At 36.1% G+C, this 19,182-nt stretch carries 21 protein-coding genes and 2 pseudogenes; 16 read left to right on the top strand and 7 right to left on the bottom strand.

Features of this window, described 5'->3' with window-relative positions; genetic code table 11:
• Positions 1–117: 117 nt before the first annotated feature.
• Together yhfH and CCK98_RS14960 are read left to right on the top strand one after the other, a co-directional pair.
• Positions 118–210, top strand: a pseudogene (gene yhfH, locus CCK98_RS14955) (protein YhfH); the annotation flags it as partial.
• Between the two features lie 365 nt (positions 211–575).
• A complete protein-coding gene (locus tag CCK98_RS14960; RefSeq protein ID WP_088087306.1) occupies positions 576–773 on the top strand; it encodes a DUF6366 family protein in 198 nt (65 codons plus the stop codon).
• A gap of 403 nt (positions 774–1,176) precedes the next feature.
• Here the strand turns inward: CCK98_RS14960 and CCK98_RS14965 are convergent, their stop codons facing one another.
• The gene (locus tag CCK98_RS14965) at positions 1,177–1,866 is read right to left on the bottom strand and encodes a trimeric intracellular cation channel family protein (protein WP_088087307.1); all 690 of its coding nucleotides are present in this window, start codon (positions 1,864–1,866) and stop codon (positions 1,177–1,179) included.
• A gap of 386 nt (positions 1,867–2,252) precedes the next feature.
• Between CCK98_RS14965 and CCK98_RS14970 the strand changes: the two genes are divergently transcribed.
• The 4 genes from CCK98_RS14970 (at position 2,253) to CCK98_RS14985 (ending at position 4,099) form a co-directional block, all read left to right on the top strand.
• Positions 2,253–2,597, top strand: coding sequence for a DUF2294 domain-containing protein (locus CCK98_RS14970; RefSeq protein WP_088087308.1), 345 nt, complete (start codon positions 2,253–2,255; stop codon positions 2,595–2,597).
• Between the two features lie 438 nt (positions 2,598–3,035).
• Entirely contained in the window at positions 3,036–3,254 is a 219-nt protein-coding gene (locus tag CCK98_RS14975; protein WP_088087309.1) for a hypothetical protein, read from the top strand.
• A 147-nt stretch (positions 3,255–3,401) separates the two neighbouring features.
• On the top strand, positions 3,402–3,740 hold the full coding sequence (locus CCK98_RS14980; RefSeq protein WP_256942353.1) for a hypothetical protein: 339 nt from the start codon (positions 3,402–3,404) through the stop codon (positions 3,738–3,740).
• 113 nt (positions 3,741–3,853) lie between these two features.
• Entirely contained in the window at positions 3,854–4,099 is a 246-nt protein-coding gene (locus CCK98_RS14985) for a hypothetical protein (protein WP_088087310.1), read from the top strand.
• A 101-nt stretch (positions 4,100–4,200) separates the two neighbouring features.
• On the opposite strand, the gene CCK98_RS14990 is transcribed toward CCK98_RS14985, so the two are convergent.
• Positions 4,201–4,440, bottom strand: a complete 240-nt coding sequence (locus CCK98_RS14990) for a DUF6429 family protein (RefSeq protein ID WP_088087311.1) — start codon at positions 4,438–4,440, stop codon at positions 4,201–4,203.
• Between the two features lie 260 nt (positions 4,441–4,700).
• Here CCK98_RS14990 and CCK98_RS14995 point away from each other — a divergent pair, with 260 nt between their 5' ends.
• The 7 genes from CCK98_RS14995 to CCK98_RS15035 all read left to right on the top strand — a co-directional run bounded on the left by CCK98_RS14995 (position 4,701) and on the right by CCK98_RS15035 (position 10,942).
• A complete protein-coding gene (locus CCK98_RS14995) occupies positions 4,701–5,066 on the top strand; it encodes a hypothetical protein (RefSeq protein WP_179195811.1) in 366 nt (121 codons plus the stop codon).
• Between the two features lie 752 nt (positions 5,067–5,818).
• The gene (locus tag CCK98_RS15005; RefSeq protein ID WP_088087312.1) at positions 5,819–6,286 is read left to right on the top strand and encodes an N-acetyltransferase; all 468 of its coding nucleotides are present in this window, start codon (positions 5,819–5,821) and stop codon (positions 6,284–6,286) included.
• 177 nt (positions 6,287–6,463) lie between these two features.
• Complete coding sequence (locus tag CCK98_RS15010) at positions 6,464–6,817, top strand: DUF6054 family protein (RefSeq protein WP_088087313.1); 354 nt, start codon at positions 6,464–6,466, stop codon at positions 6,815–6,817.
• Positions 6,818–7,129: 312 nt separating this feature from the next.
• Entirely contained in the window at positions 7,130–8,296 is a 1,167-nt protein-coding gene (locus CCK98_RS15015) for a processed acidic surface protein (RefSeq protein WP_088087314.1), read from the top strand.
• Positions 8,296–8,886: a class D sortase gene (locus tag CCK98_RS15020; protein WP_088087315.1), complete on the top strand. Its 591-nt coding sequence runs from the start codon at positions 8,296–8,298 to the stop codon at positions 8,884–8,886. The genes CCK98_RS15015 and CCK98_RS15020 overlap by 1 nt, the downstream gene beginning before the upstream one ends.
• A 697-nt stretch (positions 8,887–9,583) precedes the next feature.
• Complete coding sequence (locus CCK98_RS15030; protein ID WP_088087316.1) at positions 9,584–10,222, top strand: hypothetical protein; 639 nt, start codon at positions 9,584–9,586, stop codon at positions 10,220–10,222.
• Positions 10,223–10,396: 174 nt separating this feature from the next.
• Positions 10,397–10,942, top strand: coding sequence for a GNAT family N-acetyltransferase (locus CCK98_RS15035; protein ID WP_088087317.1), 546 nt, complete (start codon positions 10,397–10,399; stop codon positions 10,940–10,942).
• Positions 10,943–11,127: 185 nt separating this feature from the next.
• Here CCK98_RS15035 and CCK98_RS15040 read toward each other — a convergent pair whose 3' ends face one another.
• On the bottom strand, positions 11,128–11,670 hold the full coding sequence (locus tag CCK98_RS15040; RefSeq protein ID WP_088087318.1) for a hypothetical protein: 543 nt from the start codon (positions 11,668–11,670) through the stop codon (positions 11,128–11,130).
• Between the two features lie 162 nt (positions 11,671–11,832).
• On the opposite strand from CCK98_RS15040, the gene CCK98_RS15045 reads away from it, so the two are divergent.
• The 3 genes from CCK98_RS15045 (at position 11,833) to CCK98_RS15055 (ending at position 13,774) form a co-directional block, all read left to right on the top strand.
• On the top strand, positions 11,833–12,696 hold the full coding sequence (locus CCK98_RS15045; RefSeq protein ID WP_088087319.1) for a hypothetical protein: 864 nt from the start codon (positions 11,833–11,835) through the stop codon (positions 12,694–12,696).
• 126 nt (positions 12,697–12,822) lie between these two features.
• Entirely contained in the window at positions 12,823–13,146 is a 324-nt protein-coding gene (locus tag CCK98_RS15050; RefSeq protein WP_088090421.1) for a hypothetical protein, read from the top strand.
• A gap of 166 nt (positions 13,147–13,312) precedes the next feature.
• Positions 13,313–13,774 carry a hypothetical protein gene (locus tag CCK98_RS15055; protein ID WP_088087320.1) on the top strand — a complete coding sequence of 154 codons (462 nt, stop codon included), beginning with the start codon at positions 13,313–13,315 and terminating at the stop codon, positions 13,772–13,774.
• 330 nt (positions 13,775–14,104) lie between these two features.
• Here CCK98_RS15055 and CCK98_RS35395 read toward each other — a convergent pair whose 3' ends face one another.
• From CCK98_RS35395 to CCK98_RS15080, 4 genes and pseudogenes are all read right to left on the bottom strand, one after another.
• Positions 14,105–14,260 (bottom strand): hypothetical protein, encoded by a 156-nt coding sequence (locus tag CCK98_RS35395; RefSeq protein WP_179195812.1) that lies wholly within the window; start codon positions 14,258–14,260, stop codon positions 14,105–14,107.
• Positions 14,261–15,111: 851 nt separating this feature from the next.
• Positions 15,112–15,579: a hypothetical protein gene (locus tag CCK98_RS15070; protein WP_088087323.1), complete on the bottom strand. Its 468-nt coding sequence runs from the start codon at positions 15,577–15,579 to the stop codon at positions 15,112–15,114.
• 282 nt (positions 15,580–15,861) lie between these two features.
• Positions 15,862–17,078, bottom strand: a pseudogene (locus CCK98_RS15075) (IS110 family transposase).
• Positions 17,079–17,482: 404 nt separating this feature from the next.
• Positions 17,483–18,910 carry a YncE family protein gene (locus CCK98_RS15080; RefSeq protein WP_088087324.1) on the bottom strand — a complete coding sequence of 476 codons (1,428 nt, stop codon included), beginning with the start codon at positions 18,908–18,910 and terminating at the stop codon, positions 17,483–17,485.
• Positions 18,911–19,182: the final 272 nt, after the last annotated feature.

Consider the following 19,182-nt stretch of genomic DNA (forward strand, 5'->3'; position numbering starts at 1 on the left):
AAAATAGATTTGATGAACATATTAAAACTTTTATAATTTATTTAAAAAAGGTCTATACTTTTTTCTCTTTTTTGCTTATACTGTACTATAACAAGATAAGTAAAAATAAACTGTATTAAGGAATGCCCTGAATGCGGGCAGCATATGCAAGAGCAAGCAGAAAGTTATTTGATGGATTGTGATCGTTGTTTATCCAAAAAAGAAGAGTAAAGTTTGTGTTAACTCTCCAGCTTTGCTGGGGAGTTTTTAATTTCATAACAATAAATTAGTAGAATTCTTGAAGTGTAGAAAAGCATTTGATACAGCAACTAAAGTAATTAAATTTATCGAAATGAATGTCTAAATATTTGTTAATTTTTATAAATGAGCCATATTAACTAACCTCTTGCATCAATTAAAAGATCGTCTTTTTTTTACGATCTTTTGTATGAGTAATCAAAATCTCAAAAATATTTACTCCTAGCAGAAGATGTGAAGTAATGTACTTAAACTAACGGGTCAGTTTAGTGTAAGAAGGATTAATTTTGAATCTTGGAGAATAAAATCCCTTAAGGAAAATTATAGGGGGTAAATGAATGAATACGGAAGACGAACAAGAGAAAAAACAAAACCAAGTTAATAAAGAAAATCCAACGGGTAATTTAGGGGAAGCTATAAACCGTTCAATGGTCGGAAACTTGGGGGCTTTAGCAAATGGAGGGTGTCTTACTAAGATTATCACCGTAGTTATCATTATTGGAGGGTTACTTATCCTTTCAAGATGTTCTAATTAAGCTAACGAGGTGCATTAATTTAAGATGGAGGTCGCTGCGGAGGTCTTTTTTTCTTGTTGAACTAACGTAAGCAGGTTAGTTGAAGAGTGGTTTTTAACTCTTTTTCAGCACTAGAGGCAGATAGTTTAGAATTAATTTAGCTTCAATTGCCGTGAACCGTACCATAAGTAAATGAGGTTTTTAACTAAAAAATTACTCTTATAAAATTAAAAAGATGGAAATCAGCTGAACATGGTTTTTGCTGCTCTCATCCATTGATGAAGTAAAATTTCGAAAGTCTAAGCTGATTGTCGCCGGATAAATTTTTCTTTAGTGCGTTATTATAGCCCAAGTAGGATGACTACTGGGCCTAAATCTTTTTATGATTTTTAAAGCTTAAATAGTTAAGTGATATTGATAAGAATTAGGCTGGTAAATCTTTATTTGCTTTTTTCATAGATGGCTTTTCTATGGATTTCCTACCTAGAGAAATACGTATCTGTGTTTTCCTACCCTTTTTATGATTGCAGGGCAGGTGGAGCCGCCACTGATAACGAATAGCAGACATGCGTAAAGCTATAACAATAAGGACAATCAGCGTCAACTGAATGGGGGTGCTCCAACCCAGCCAAATACATATGGCACATAAAATTGTTAAAATCGCATGAATTTCTTCCTTTAAAGCAAGGGGTTTTCGGGCAGCGATGATGTCACGAATCATACCCCCTCCAACGCCGGTAAACATCGACGCCAAGACCATTACGCCCAAATCATTAGAAAAAACCTCTTGGGCTGACATTGCTCCTTGAAGAGCGAAGGAAGCAAGACCAATGGAATCAAAAAATAAACTCCACCGCTTCCAATGATTAATCCACTTTAGCGGTAATAATACGATGAATGTCAGCGTCATTAAAACCGTTAAAATGATGGAATGGTCCCAAAGCTCTGAAACAGGGACACCTATAATCAAATTTCGTACGAGCCCTCCCCCAAAGGCTGTGGTTAAACCCAATGCGTAAACCCCAACAAAGGAATATTCTACTTCAAGGGCTACAAAAGCCCCGCTTGCTGCATATGAAATAATTCCGATAAAATGAAGGACCATCCAAGACATTCCTTTAAAATACCTCCTGATAAAAATAATTTATTTTCCTAATCTCTTCAGACGCAAATACGAAGGTTGGAATATACCTTGCAAGAGAGAAAAACATCATTTTCCATTTTTAAACAAAAAACTCCACCACAAGAAATCGTCTCAACAGACGACATTTTGTGGTGGAGTAATCAATTAGCATTGCCTACTAATAAATCATTCCATTGGGAATAATAAATAGAGTTCTAACAAAAAGTTTTATTAGTGCTCCATCATTAAATTTGTCTAAATTTTGTCCAACTGCATTGATTATACTCCTCTCAAGCAGAAAAACAAGAAAAATTTAGGACTGGTTGAATTTTTTATAGACTGTGTTGTATAGTATCGAGTTGTTAGGAGGAGAGAGCATGGGGAAAAAGGAAACAGCGTTTAATGATATTGTACGGAAAATGCGAAAAGAGATTTTTGGAAAGGGACCGGAGCGAATTTTTACTCACTTCGTGGATAATATGGCTATCACAACCATGTATGGTATTCTAACTCCGACAGAAAAATTTATTGCACAATCCCAAGAGGGTAAAAAAGTAATTCATAGTGCCCGAACCGAAATGATTCGGGATATATATAAGCAGAAAATACCTGAAGGAATGGAGGAGATCGTAGGTTCAAAGCTACTTCATTTATTTTCGGATGCAAAGATTGAAGAGGATATGGCTGTATCAGTTTTTATTTTTGAAAAAACGATTGAGTAATAACCAAGGGGATTTTTTGCAAATAAAACAGAGCATCATTCAAAACGCTGAAAAACAATTATTTTAGATGATACTATTTGTTTATAGGTGTTTATTCTATTAATTTGAAAAACCTCATTTAGATATGTCACGGGGAACCGTATCATAAGTAAATGAGGTTTTTAGTCTGAAGCATTGATATCACTTGCCTAGGGCATTTTTATAGGCGAAAATACCGTACCATAAGTAATAGTGCATTTTCAAAATATGTTTTCCTAAAATTAGGAGCAAATTTGAGAATAGACATATATTTGCTCATTGTGAATGATTGGTAGAATTCGAATAGATACAACAAAAAATGTCGAATTAAAGTATAATAGATTTATGAAAAATTGTTAGTTCGTGTTGGTACAGAATCTCATTTTACTAAAATGAAGGTTGAGTATGGGGGGGAGACTTATGAACGAAGAAGGCAAAATATCCAAAAGTGATCTAGATTATATTATTAATCAGCTGAAACAAACTCAAAAGGAAACAGCTGCCACTTTAGCAGTACAACCAGCTAGACTTATTCATCGGCATCAAAAATTACAATTGTTTAAATCTTGGATTTGGAGAATTGTAATAGGGGTTATCGTTAGTCTAGTTTTATCCTTAGAAGGCTACCCTTTTTCCTGAAAATTCTTCTTAAGCTAACGGGTGCTTATGTTAAAAATGGGATGGCTGCGGCGATCCCGTTTTCTTATTGTGCTAACGAAGCAGTTTAGTTGAAATAGATAGTGGCTGAGAATAGTACCAAAATTAACATTTACCGGGTGAGAAAAAATGTCTAATTTGATAAATATAAAGGATTTAAAAAAATGGGTAATTGAAAAGGATTTAGAAAAAGAAACTATTAATGGGTTTTGGGAGACCTTTAATAGTTGGAGGGAAGAATCCCCTGAAGAATTTGAGGAAACTTTTCAGGAAGGATTTGAACCTGAGAAATTGTTTATTTATGTTAATACAGTTTCACTTACAATTACAAACTGGCCTGATGAGAATTTTAATCACGTAGTTATTAGACTTAATTTTGAATATGATGAATCTGTGATAGGGGAATATAGAATGGTTTTCGACTATGAAACAGGTGAAGTATTTGACGATATTTTTAATGTGAACTAATTCTGTACCTCATTTTCTTATTAAGCTAACGGATGCAGGTTAGTGAAAGAAGGAGATAATCCTAACTAAGCTGAATTTATAAGTAATTGATAAAATTGTGAGGTGTCTTTTCAATGCTATACGAAGTGAAAATTTGGGGTAAGGAATTAAAATGTGATGTATGTTCCGATAATCAATGGTATAAAAGCACTCTTAATACAGAAATACAAAGCGAAGAAAATGCCTATGAGTATAACAAGGAAGTAAGATATATGTTTGAATGCAAAAAGTGCGGTAATTGCAGGATATTTGGAATGGTATCTAGCGAAAATGATACTGAAGATATGAATATCAATATTAGCCCTATTTCAGAAATGTAGGATTATCTTCACTAACGGGTGCTAGAGTTCAAGGTCTACTTAATTTACAACGCAGGTCTTTTTTTAAGAAAGGCAAAGGGAAATCTCGTTTGAGAGATCCCTTATTGTTCTTTTATATTATATTTCTTCATCAGTTTCTTGGCTTGTTCGATTCCTTTTTCTGTTAGATACACTGATTTTGATTGCTTGCTGCCACGAATGTAATCATTCTCTGTTAATTCATTTAGTGACTCAAAAGGATAACCTTTCCAACTTCTCTGAGCATCACCTAATCCATAATCTTCTGTAAAAGATGTTAAATGTAATAATAATAACGTTAATTCATCAATCTGATCTTTCATTTTATGCATTCCTTTACTTTTTACCAACATTATAACTAAAACAATGTACTATATTCAAAGGTAAAAAATAAGGCCTAAAACAAAGAATATTATTTTGTCAGAACAAAGTTTGATTTATCTTGTTCAATTAATGGGTGCTTGAATTAAAGCCAAAATGTAATGTTTTGGTATATACCTTTTTCTTTATCGTTAAGACGGAGTAGTTTACTTGAATAATAAAGTTAGGAGAAATGATAAAAGGTAAATGAGGATGGTTATTGATGAAAAATCATATTAAAGTGAATGGAAAGCTTCTTCAAACAAACAAACGTTTTTCACAATTAAAAAATAGTCAAAAGGAATGGATCACAACAGAATTTTGTAATCTCTACTTCGATAAGATGAAAGAAAGACGCACAACAAGGAAACTACCCCCTAATTACCGCGATACAGTTATTTCGTCTCTATATGAACAGATTCAGAATAGCGAGATATGGATTCCTTATGACGAAGTAGAAAAGTATGCATTCAGTAAAATCACAAAGATTGTAAAATCCTTTAAGAAGCAACTCCCTGAGTTGTGTGAGGAAATTGAAGCTGAGTACTCTAATGAAATTACCTATATAGGTCCGTTAAGCTTCACTTGATTAAAGAGCTAAGCCTTTTCTTATTGAAGTAACGGGGCAGGTTGCTTGCTGTACTAACGGATGCATTTCTACAAAGGATAGAGACGCTTTTTTACTAACGGCTCAGAATTGTTTAAGAAGAATAACCTTAAATAATCTTTAATTATAAATATAGGAAATCTATATTCAGAAATGAGGAGTTTCAATGAATGAAGATTTTATTAAATCTTTATACAAGTCAATAGTTCAAGAAAATCTTGAGCAGTACAAAAGCTTATACGAATCAACGAATGTCAGTAATACCACTGATGATTACTGGAGAAAGGCTCCAATCTATACAATAGTTTAGATGAAGAAAATAAAGGTGTTCTATTTAAAATTATCGAGCAAACAATCATTGATACCATTTCAAATATGCTTGGGATAATTGACGGGAGTTCAACCCTAATAGACTGTTCAATGGAACCAAAACTGCTGCTTAATTCTATTGATACTGTAGGGGAGCTTCAGGATTGCTTCCTAGAATACATTGAAGAGAAAGACTTAAATAATTAATCTAACAGCTCAAACATTGTATTGTCGAATAAATGCTGGGGAGTCGCCAAGTTGAAGTTCTCTTATTATTTCTATAAGAAAGTTTGTGAAGGATTGTACTTAAAGTACTGAGCTGTCATTGAGGCAGCTTTTATTGTTTCACTAACAAAGCAGTTTACTTGAAGAAGGAAATCAAAATAAATAAGGAGAAATATTATTTATAAAAAGGGGATGATGATTTGAAATTTCGAACTATTGATATTGAAAAGGATAAAGATACAATTATTAAATTCAGAAAGGACTCTTACGTTGTAAGTTTTGGTACTGAAGAAGGGTTTGGAGATGAAATTGCTTATATTAATCGGATTAAAGAAAGAGTTAATAAATTCCCAAATGGACAGGTAATTATTGAAAAAGACGATTTACCAATTGGGCAAATGGAGCTGCAAATTCGGGAATACGGTGAAAAGGAAATTGGTTATGTTAATTTATTCTATATTATACCTGAATATCGTGGGAATGGGCTTGGAAAGGATTTAATTCGTTATGCAGAAGATTTTTTCAGAAAATCTAATGTATCTGAATATCATTTGCGTGTAGCTCCCTCTAATCAAAGAGCAATGAATTTATATACTAAATATGGGATGGTCAAATTAAGGGAAGAAAATGAAAAATATTTGGTATATAGAATGAGGAAACTATTATAAACTAAGAGTTGCGGAATTTCCGTTCTTCTTTCACTAACGGGTGCTAGAGTTGGAGAACGGATCTGTCATCGGGGCAGCGGTTCTTATTCTGCTAACGAAGACTCTATTACACTAAGCGAATTTTCTTGAGATGATAGCTTTTAACTGGAAAAAGCGATTCTTTGGGAGTGAAATTAAATGAGACGATACATTGAGTTTAATGTGGATATAAAGCCTTTTCAAGCGGTTCAATTTATTTTGGAGGACAAGGATTTAAAGTCAACTTTGATATTTGAGGATTATAAAGTTACTGGAGTAGACGAAAAAGAAATTTCAATTCTAGTATTTGAAAAATTTTTTCTTCGAACGGGTAATACAGCTACATTAACTGTAACTGTTGATAATTTTAGCGGAGTGACAATTGTAAAGTGTATATCAGCAGGAAATGGAGATGGGATATTGGATATTGATTGGGGAGCGGGAAAAAGTTTTATTAAACCATTAAGAAAAAAACTGGAATCTCACATTATTGAAATAACGAAGGAGTCATAACTCACTATGGTCAATTCTTTAAAGATTTGTGGGTTTTTCTTCTTTCACTAACGGATGCGTTTTTACTAAAAGTGGAGATACATTTTTCTTATTGCACTAACGGATCAGGTTAGTGAAAGAAGGAATTTTATTGTAATATAATTGTAATAATCAATAACTTTTAGGGGTGAAGAATGAAAAAAATCCCAAGTTTATTAATTATTATTTGATATTTCCATAAATAAAACTCTATTTTTCCCCTCACTTTTCCTCTAAAATAAATAGTTGGAACAATTTTTTTCTGTTTTTTAAAATTAAGGGGGAAATAAAAAAGTGAAGAAATTTCAAAAGATTTTATTGGCAGTCGTCCTTCTGTTTGGATGTTTTCCAGCTGTTGGCAATGCAGTGGCACCAGATGAGCTAACCTCATTTTTAAATGAAGATGATTGGACAGAAGAAGAACTAGACTCCTATCTAGAATATTTCTATGATATGAGTTTGAAAGATTTTACTACTATTGATGAACTAAAAGAAACACTTGGGGAACCTATTACTGAAGAAAACCTACAGACATTAATAAAAGATTACGAGTTCGAAAATGAAGAAGACCTTGTTGCTTTCCTTATTCAAAACGGGGAAATGGAAGAAGGTGAAAAAATCGGGGATGTCTTTCGATATATTAATGCCCTTGATTATACTGTTTCTTATTATACAGAAGAAAGCGGGACTCCGATTACAGATGAAAACCTCAATGAACTTCTTGAAGATTATGGTATGACCATACAGGAATTGAAGGATTTATTGGCAAAAAATGAGGATTCACTGGACAACTATAAAACTATTGAAGATCTGGATATGGCAGTAGCCTTGTATATGAGCGGAAATGATATAGAGAATATTGTTTCCGAAATAAGCATTACAGAAGATGAAATCATGGCTATGATATCCCATTTTGAAAGCCTTAATCTAGATGAAGCAACGGTTAATGAAAAAATGGCATCCATTGAAAAACGCCTTGAACCATTTATTGATTTAGAAAATACAAGCGAGCTTACAGCTGGACAGGCTTCCGAGTTGATCAGCATTGCCGAAGAAATTTTTAACATAGTTGAATTAGAGCCGCGTTTTTATCTGGTAAAGGGCAGTGAAAAGAAACCAGTTACCATGAATGAGCTTGTCAAGATGAAAGACGCTCAAGGGTATGGCTTGTTAATCGAGCTTTATAATAAAAAGGGTAAGCTCCTCCTAGATGCTTTATTTCCTGCAGAAATGCTTAATTCTGAATTAATTGACGAAACGGTTAATGATATTAAAAAGGTTGAAAAGACTGTAAAAAGAATTGAAACTGCTGTAAAAAGGACAAAGGAAAAGCAGCCACGTACTATTAAAGGTGGCAAACTGCCAAATACAGCAGGCAATTATATGGAGGGAGTACTGGCTGGTTCATTATTGATTCTTGTAGGTGTCATTTTTTATCGCAAGAGGAAAGAGCAAGCCTAATGAAAAGTAAAATCCCGGCTCGAAAGTGGATTAGCATCTTGCTAGTCCTTGCAGGATTATGGATTGTGGGATTAAACATCAAGCCCTTTTTTCAACAAACAAATGAGGTTCAAAATAAACAGGAAAAAATGGCACCCAAAGTAGTAAAAGAAAAAATTGGTTCGAAGTCTCTATATCCAGTTCGTTACAAAATAGGGGATCGGATTGGAGAACTGGTCATTCCGAAGCTTTCTAAGAGCTTGCCGATTTTTCATGGGGCAAATGAAGATGAACTGATTAAAGGAGTCGGTCACTTTGCAGGTAGCGTGCTGCCTGGTGAAAAGGATAATTCTGTTCTCTCAGGACACAGGGATACAGTGTTTAGGAAGCTGGGAGAAGTCGGAAAAGGTGATTTATTAATTGTGAGGACATCTGCGGGCAAGTTTACTTATAAAGTAAGAAGAACACGGATTGTTGATGCTGATGACCGGACCGTGATTGTCCCTAAACCGAGGGCTACTCTGACGGTTACGACGTGTTATCCATTTTCATACATTGGTGACGCACCGCAGCGATATATTTTAATAGCAGACTTAATTAGCTCCAATTAATCGCCAGTATCATATAGTTACCTCTATTTTTACATTTCCCTCTTAACCTTTGGCTAAGAGGGATTATTTGTAATACAGATATTAGATGCAACAGGAAATTTGCACCTTATAAATATTGCCTTTTAAAATAGATGCTTGAATTCAAGAAGGATCTCAGCGGCGATCCTTTTTTCTTATTCGACTAACGAAGCAGAATAGTTGAACAAGAAATGATAATATATGTGTAACTAAATTGCAATTTGGGCGTGATTAAAACGGATAAAAGGCTATTGGAGATATATGACGAATGGGAAGCTAAATTAGATAAGGACGAGTGGTATTTTAGTAATTCTTTCGAAGCAATAACCAAAGGAATGTCTTCAAGATGCTTATAACTACATTCCAAATGTTATAGATGTATTGTTGAAATTAGACGATGACTTATTAATATGGGAAACTATTTACTTCTTAATTGAACTGTATAGTATTGCTGACACCACTCAGATACATCCATATCTTGAAAGTAATTGGTCTGTTTTAACACAACATATGAAAAATTATCAAGACTCGTATGCTACACCATTTAAAGAACTAATTAGACAGATAAGAATAAGAGAATGAGGTTACTACCTTGTTCAACTCCCATGAAAAGCAGCATTTTTATTATTGAGCTAACGGGGTAGTATAGTTAGAAAAGACAAAATATAAGGAGAAAAAAATGAATTGGTTATCATTTGTATATGCGACGATTTTTGGATTCGTAATTTCCTTTATAGGGGGTTTTTTAGACTTTCCTGAACCTCTTGTTTCCTTTTTCGTCATTATCATTGTTGCATACTTCCTTGTATTTCCGATATTCCGATTATATTGGGGAATAGGTGATGTGGAAAAAATAGAACAAATTCTTTTAAAAAATAAAAAGAAACCTTTTTACAGATTTTATTATGGGCTTGCTAATGGAATTGAAAAAGATGTAGACGAGTCCATTAGAAAAATCAATCAAGGTTTTCACCTGCCTAGTATAAAAAAACAGCACCAATTAATTCATGCCTATTTTCACCAACGAACGGAAGAAATGGAAAAGTTGTTAAACGGTATGAGAAAGTCAGCGTTTACTCTCTATTACCAAGCAGCCCGTTCGATTTTGATTAATGATTTTGAAGGTGCTCGGTCATATATTAAACAAAATCCGAAAATGTGGATGCGGGAAGCATTAACAACAGAACTTTTGGTTAAAAAGAATCGGAAAGAAGATGCATTTATTCATGCACGCAACGCTCTTTTAAAAACAAAGGGAATACAGCGGTATGTTTTATTACGTAGTTGGGAAAGAGAATGGGGCATGACATTAAAATAAGGGCACAATATAAGAGATTAAATGAAATAAATTTGAATAGGTATTTAGCTAACGGGTGCATGAGTTGAAGATCGGATGCCACTTTTAGTGGCTTTTTCTTCTTAAGCTAACGAAGCAGGTTAGTGCAATAAAAATGGTAATATAGAATGGAAAAATAAGGGGAGGCAATATTAAATGAGGATTAATCCAAAAGAATTTAATTATAATAATTTACGTTATTTTATAAGGTCTGCAATAGAAAATGATGCAAAAAATTTGACAGAAGTTAGATTACAGATAGATGGCGAAACAGAAAATTTAGATAGAGAAAAGGGCGAGGCGTACATAGATGAATTAGGTTTTAAACAAATAATTAAAGAAGATACCGAAAGTATTAATTCCCTATTTTTAGTGGCTGAAGTTAATGCAAGAATTGTAGGTTTTTCAAGATGCGAAGGAAACAAATTGAAGAGAACATCCCATAAAGTAGAATTTGGGGTCTGTGTATTAAAAGAATATTGGGGATATGGAATTGGAAAAAACTTATTAAAAGAAACAATTAATTGGGCAGATAAAAATGGAATTAAGAAAATAACTTTGAACGTTCTTGAAACCAACCATAAAGCGAAAATACTTTATGAAAACTACGGTTTTAAAGTGGAAGGTATTTTAAAAAAGGACAAAATTCTTTCTGATGGTAATTACTATAATACAATATTGATGGGGAGATTTAATGGTTAAAGATAAGGAAACAATTGACTTTCAAAATTTATTCAACTAACGGGTGCTTATGTTTAACAGGGTTGCGGTAGCGGTTCTTTTTTCTTGTTCTACTAACGTGGCAGGATAGTAAGTGTTTGACCTATATTACTTGTTTTTTTTAAAGACAGCACCCGTTTAATAGGTGCTGCCTATTAGTTTTAAAACTAATCTTCTAAATCTAAAAATTCTTGAGGGTTGTGTTCAATACACTTATTAATTTTGCTAATGGTTTGTGAGGAAATTTTATCAAGTAAGGCATAAAGTGATATGAAAGATGCTAGGAGTTCTTTATTCCGTTCTAGGTCTTCACGTTTAACCGTAAAGTTCTCTAAAGTATCTGGATAATTATGTTGTTTTAGTGCTACTTCTACTCTTTCGAGGAGTGAAAGCATTGATTTATCATCGAAATACTTTATACCAGATTTAATTGCTGACCAACTTCGAGGCTGAGCCATAAAATATGCACTCCACCAATAAAATTCGATAAGTGATTTACTTACGTGATTATAATAAGCATAAAACATAAATAACGCTCGTTGACCTTCAGTTAGTTGCTCGTAAAATTGCTCTTTAATTTGGGAAACATTAGATGAACTTTGTTCAGCTACATTGTTTTTATAAATCTTAATAAGTGGCACAAAACAGCCTTGACTTAAGTTAGTATGTGTTAATAAATCGAAATCCTGCTTGTTCATTTTTACGAGCACATTTATCACCCCTTGCTACAAATTATACAATATTTGGAATGACAGAAGGTATCGAAATCTTTTGGTTTTATATGTTCAATTAAAGTTTGTGAAGATATGTACTTAAAGTAACGGGTGCTTATGTTTAACAAGTGTTGGTTATGATTTTTGGAGGAACAAAAAATGAATGACATAAAAGCTAGCCATTATATCAACGTTAGACATATTGCTGGTGCACAGGATGATTATAGAATTAGCGTCGATTTTGACGGAAATATTGTTTTATTAACAGAACAGAAAGTACAAGAAAGGTACTTGCATAAGGTATTTCATGTTGTAAATGGAAAAATAAATAAAATAGAACTCCCTTCGGTATTGGAAGCATTTGATTTTGTTCAACCTCTTGAGGAGAATTGGTTATTGGTTAGTGCAAGAACCGACAAGGAAGAGAGGTATATAAGGAACGGTACCTTATTTGATGTTCACGGAAATGTGTTAAAAACGTTCGAGTTTGATGATGCAATTCAAGATTTGCAAACAACAAAGGATTCTGATATATGGGTAAGTTATTTCGATGAAAATATGGATTCAGGTTTAAGATGTTATGATAATGAAGGAGTCCGAACATTTGATTACGTCGATTTTGTCATTCAAACAGGGAGAAAAGTTCCATTCATAAGCGATTGTTATGCTTTAAATGTCACTTCTAAAGACACAAATATTTATTATTATTCTGACTTTCCACTTGTTACATTAAATAAGACGGGTTATAAGATTATTCGTAATGTTCCTATCAAAGGAAGTCATGCATTTGCTATCTTAAATGATCTAGTTATGTTTAGTCATGGTTATGACCATAGGGCAGTGGTGTACTTGTATTCTTTAAGGGACAAGAGAAGAAAGAAATTTCAAACGGTAAATCAGATTGGAGAAGAACTGAAATATGATTATGCTGTTGGCAGAGGGAGCAAATTGTTCTTAGTTAAGGATGATGATGTTTACTTAATAGATATGGAAGATGAAAAGTTTGTGAAAGAATATACTTAAAGTAACGGGGGCAAGAGTTAAAGAACGGGGATTGCTACGGCGATCCTTTTTTGTTATTGAGCTAACGAAAGCAGATTAGTTGAATAACTTACAGGAGAAATTGTATTTTTGGGAGATGACTTTTTGATGTTAAAAGATGTTTGTAAATGCGAATTTACTAATTCATTTAAACTAGAAGCGGATTTTGTGGCTGACCCTATTTGGTGCAACGTATGTGGCTGGAATCTTGATATAGAGGATTTCCCTTTATCAGATAAATTACGGGAAGAACTATTGCAATGGGTATCGGAATATGGTAAATGGATTGATTTAGAAACCGATTCATTAAAGGAAAATGGATTAAAACAACAGAAAAATCACAATGAAAAAGGGTTGCAATTATTCCAAGAAGTGAAGAAACAGCTAGGAGAAAAATATCCAATCATATTTGTTCCATCCGCACCATATTGAAAAATAATTGGAATTGAATTTCTTCTTATTGAAGTAACGGGGTGCTTGAGTTAAAGAAGAGTTTGCGGCGGCAGGCTCTTTTTTTCTTATTGAAGTAACTGGCAGTTTAGTTCAATAAGAGGTGGTAAAATACAAATAAAATAATCTGTATATTGGGATTGATTAAATGGAAATAACATATGAGGTTTTGGATAAAGTATTTTTCAATGATGGAAGTCTAAGGGATATTTATATTGTTGACGTTAATTTAACCGATTGGCAAAAATTTTTTGAATGGATTCGCACTTCTACTTGGGATATTGTTTTTTACAAGGATGGACACATAACAGTGTATGAAGAAACTGATGTTGCCCATTTTTTTGAGGAAAAGGAGAACCACCGTATTTTAATGTCTATTAACACCAATGGTGTTTTGATTAACTGCAATTTCTTTTCAGAAGACGAGATAGAATTCGATATTGACCCAAAAGAAGTTAAAAGTAGATCTGAGGCAAATGCTGTTTTTGAATTTATGAAAAATCTATCAAAGATTCTTGATAAAGAAAGTATTCTTACTGGAGAAAACTTACCTGAATATCCATTGGTTACAGTTAATCCAGATGGAACATTGATTATAAGTGCTTGTTGAACTAACGGGGCAGGTTAGTTGAACAAGGGAATCCCTATTCCGTCCGCTGACGCACAGAAACAGGAGAAAATCGCCGTTTTTGGGGTCGGGTTTCCTGATTCTGATTATGCTAGGTATTTTTTCCACAAGAATGGCTGTCTCATGTGGTTTTGCTATTTCGCTATATCAACAACAAAAATACACACTATGTACGCAAGGGGGAAGTATAGTTGATTTGTAACATAAACTTTTGGCGGATGGCATTAAAAGGAAACAAATTAAAACATCAGGAATACTTAATATAAACAAACTGGTGAACCCTACTAGCGTGGTACTAGTAGGGCATGTAATTTATTGATTTAGTCCTTCATCAGTTACTATTGGGTTAATCTCATTCGTACTACCATTTTTATTTTTCTCATTTGTAGCATTTTGTGCCTCAAGTTGATTAAGCTGGTTTTTCACTGATTGTGAGTTTGTTAAATTATTTTGAATGTCTTTTTTCATTTATCCATTACCTCCTTTCCTAATTAGGTTTAGAAGACCAATCCAATTTTATTCAGGTTATAATTTTGAAATTTCCAGAGATATAAACAGTTTTTCGAACAGGAAAGTGGTTGCTATGGAGAGATTGTGAAACATTGTACTTTCACTAACGGGTAGCGATGCTTCAAGAAGGATCACCTTACCTTATTGAAGTAACATGGCAGGTTAGTAAAAAAAGGAATCAATTTTGGAGAACATTACTGAAGGTCAAAGCACGATTAAGTTTCTATCGAGGAGGCTTTGAAGACTGAAAAGTGGTGATGATTATAGCCTTCTCAAATGGAAATAATGACCTTTAATTCCTTAATCAATTCCCCTTCTATTTTCCTTTATTATGAATGAAGTTTTTCATAAGAATCTTGAACACAATAACAGTCAACGATTGAGTGAACACATAGACAAGGAATGAATAACGAAGTTCCCACCCTTTATATTGGAAAACCCGAAAGGTAATAGATAGAGCTTCGAAAGCAGTCCCGAATAAAGACCAACACAAAATATAAAAAGGGATTAACAACCCTTTAATCTTAAGCTTGTCGTAGAGATAAATGAACAGGTATCCACTAATAGGATACATGCCCCAGGTTGGAATCTCCGATATGGTCAGCCCTGGATTTATGTTTGAGTCGTATAAATCCATTGGTGGGACCCCAATTGTTTCGTCTAAACCCAACGAAAGTGCCAAACTCATTTTCATAATAAGTGCTGAAACAACTTTGGGTAAACGTTGTGGCAAACAATATACTATAAGACATCCCATGAGAAATACAAAAATACTAAACCATACGTTAATATTTGAAATTAAATACATGCTAAATCCCATCACTCCGTATAAGTAATCGAATCATCCAAACGGAACATAATGCCATAATCAAAACAATGGATTTAAAAGGTATGTACCAAAGTAGTCCAACTGAAACAAAACGAGCAACATCTAATACGTGGAAGGTCCAGCCCCCTAAAAAAAGAACTCCAAGGGTTGCAATATAACATATGAGTCTAACGATAAGGTGTTTCAACAGGAGAACCTTATCAAGAATCCAAGTAATAATAAGAGGGTTTAATATAAGAGACCATGTTATTCGGACTAAGGCTAATTCCTTGCTATCTGGTACAGTAATCCAATGTTTATTAACAAGGAAATAAGTGTAAACAAGGGCATTAACCGCTGTTACCGTAAACCAAATCGATAATAGTTCAAATAGGTGAAGATGTTTGGTTTTTACACAGAATGCGATTAATAATAGAACAGAAAACGAAACCACCAATACCATTACCATACAAAGAGTACCTTTCCATTGAAAATTAGTTATTGTCTAAATAAAATATTACTATTTATTATTTTTATAAAAACAATTTTACATACACTGCTGTTTAAAGGATTTTGGAAAGTTATGATGTTTTTAGAATGCTACATAGTTTGTGAATCATTTCACTTAAACTACCATGAAAACTAACTTCTGAAATGTTGGAAAATGGCAATACTAAAGAAGACGCAGCTCATTCTTTTTTTAAAAATATGGTAGCGCCGGATTCCTTTGATATTTAATGTGAATGATGGATCAAGAAGCTTCTGTAATTGTCACTGTATAGCCGAGACTTTCCAGTCTTCGAACTGAATGTCGTACAACGGATACTTGCTTTTGTTTATCGAAGTAGTCTTCGCCTAAGTCTACATACATTTCTTTTCTCGTTAAAAGATAAAAAGCGATTCTTAATATGGCATGAGCGACGACAATGGCAGCTCTTTTTCTACCTTTTCGTGCTAGTGTTCGTCTATATAATGCTCCAAGGTAGTTTTTGAGGCACCTACTGAATGAGCTGCTTCTGTTAAAGCAGATTTTAAATACTTGTTGCCCTTCTTGGATTTAGTTGATTTTCGTTTACCAGCACTTTCATTGTGTCCAGGCACGAGTGCAGCCCAAGAACATAATTGTGGTGCAGTTTGGAATTGTTTTTCAACATTGGTTCCAACTTCAGCAAGTATTTGTTCGGCCATTCTTTTGGCGATGCCAGGTATGGAATCAAGTCGTTCTATATCCTCCTGATGAGAGCTTACTCTCTGGGCAACCTCGTGATCTAACTTTTCAATTCGTTCTGTCAGGAAGTCAATGTGAGTTAGAATCGTATTAAGCATCATGCGTTGATGAGGATTTACATAACCTTTAAGAGCGAGCTCAAGTTCGTCCTTCTTCTTTTTCATTGTACCTCGAGCGAAGTTTGATAGTTTCTCAGGGTCGTCTTCGCCATCTGCGATAGCGCGAAGCATATCCTTGGATGAAACACCCATAATATCGGAAACCACAGAACCAAGTTTAATGTTTGCACCTTCTAGTACCTTTTGAATCCAATTATGTTGTCGTGCCCGTTCTTCAATAATACTTCGACGGTAACGAACCAGTTCTCGCAGTTCTCGTTGATTTCGATTAGGAATGAAGCTTGCTTTTAGTAACCCATGGCGAAGAAGTTGGGCTATCCATTCGGCATCTTTCACATCCGTTTTACGTCCAGGAACAGCTTTCATATGTTGCGCATTGACGACGAGAAACTCAATTTCCTCAGCTTCGATAAGATTTACAATAGGTTTCCAGAACACACCTGTACTTTCCATTGCAACATGAGTACATCCATGTGACTTGATCCAATCTACTAATTTTACAAGAAATACTGTTTTCGTAGAAAACGTTTGAATCTCCTTTCCTTCTGGAGTCATAACACAGGCAGTAATGTTGTCCTTATGGACATCCATACCACAAACTCGTTCAATTATAACTTTCATTGAAACCATCCTTTCTATGGCTATAAAAATAGGAGGCTGGTGCAAAAACCAGAAAAAGGATTAATCTACCATGAGTGCTTCCCGTAAGGGAGCGACATTCTGTGATGCACCGTGGTCGTTGGAGTCAGACTAACGGATGGGCTCAATGGCACCATAGTTTATCGACCTTCCTCACCCAGCCATAGAAACAGTATTGACGGTTTTAATATGTTTTCATCCTCTGTGGTGCATCGCAATTTTGCGATGCATGATGACTAACGGGCAGATTTGCGTAGCCGCATTAAAAAGCATTGGAACAATCGTCTTGGAGAACGATCAAAGAATCATTTGAATAAGACAACGAAAAAGCCCATTCTCGCGAATGAGCTTTTTTATTTTCCCAAAATAACCGTCCCACCGTTCCGTTAAGACGCGGCCGGTTTGATGATGATCTTGTTAAAGTTGTTGGCGAAAAAGTGGACAAAGGCCATCGCTTCGGCCATGGCGCCCATGGCGTTGCTCGTGGACGTCAGCAGCGCGACCGTTTGCTGGCCGTTCGTGGCGTACGCGGTAAATTTGGAGTTCGCGGGCAAGCCCCGAACGTCGACGATGATTTCGTCGATGCCCGGCATTGCGCGTACCTGGGCATGTCCGGTTCCCGTCGTGCCTTGCACGTCAAGGGTGAGGTACACGTTTTTCTGATTCAAGCCTTGCGAGCTGAGCCCCGTGCTGCTGCCAGGATCGGGGCGGGCGACGTAGACGAGCGCCATCGGGGATTGCCCGATCGGCAACGTTTGGATGACTTTCATCGTTTTCGTGTCGATGACGTCCATCGCGTCGGCATATTGCAATGCGACGTAAATGCGGGTGTTGTCCGGACTCGGCCAAATGCCATGCGGACCCCCGCCGGAGTTGTTGATGCGTGTCACGAGCGTCGGCGGGCCGCCGTTTGGCGAACGACGGTAAACGAGCGTCTGGTTCAAGTCGCCGACCGTAACGTACGCATAATTAATACCGTTAACCGTGACGAAGTTTGGATGATTGGTTCGAGGTCCCGTGTCCATTACGGCTGCGACTTTGAACGTTTCGGCGTTTACGACCGTAGTCGTTTTGCCGTTGATCGGCATGCCGAGCCAAATTTCCTTGCCGTCCGGGGAAACGGCCATATCCGAGGATCCGCCGGCGTCGGTCGGAATCGCGACGTGCTGAATGATCCGGCGTTTGGCCACGTCGACGACGTCGAGCGCGTCGGCGTGCAAGTGGTTGACATAGGCTAGCTTGCCATCCGGGCTGAACAAAATTTTCGAAGGCCCGTCCTCCGATACGATGCGATCAACGACGCGATTTTGCCGCCAATCGACGATTGCAATGGTGTCCATGCCGCGTTCTGCAACCCACAGTTCGCGTCCGTCGGGGGAAAAAAAGCCTTCATGCGGCGCTCTCCCCAAGTAAACGGTGCTCAAAATTTTGTTCGTGGCGGTATCGAAAACGTACACGGAGTTGGTTGTCACGTTGATGACGCAAAGGTAGCGTCCGTCGCGGGAAAACCCGAGGCCGTGAACGTTAATTTCGCCGTGATACATCGCGCCCAGAACATCCTTGGTCGTGTCCATACGAACGCTACCGAGCGGAATCGTGCCGAGTACCGTGTTCGTTTTCGGATTTACGACGGTGACCGTGTTGGAGTCTTGGTCGGCGGTGTACACGCGGTCGTTATCCGAGATCGGCTGCGCGCCGGGCAGTGCCGGGGCTTGGATCGGCGCTTTTTTCGGATAGGCGACGGCTGAAGACTCCGCACCGAAGCTAATCGCGATCGTCAACGTGAGCGCAAATGCTTTGCGGGTGAAAATCATGTGTAAATCCCCCTCCTTCTGCGGTGGTTTGTTTTGTCATAACACAGGCAGTAATGTTGTCCTTATGGACATCCATACCACAAACTCGTTCAATTATAACTTTCATTGAAACCATCCTTTCTATGGCTATAAAAATAGGAGGCTGGTGCAAAAACCAGAAAAAGGATTAATCTACCATGAGTGCTTCCCGTAAGGGAGCGACATTCTGTGATGCACCGTGGTCGTTGGAGTCAGACTAACGGATGGGCTCAATGGGACCATAGTTTATCGAC

Source organism: Bacillus sp. OV166 (assembly GCF_900177675.1).
GTDB lineage: Bacteria > Bacillota > Bacilli > Bacillales > Cytobacillaceae > Neobacillus.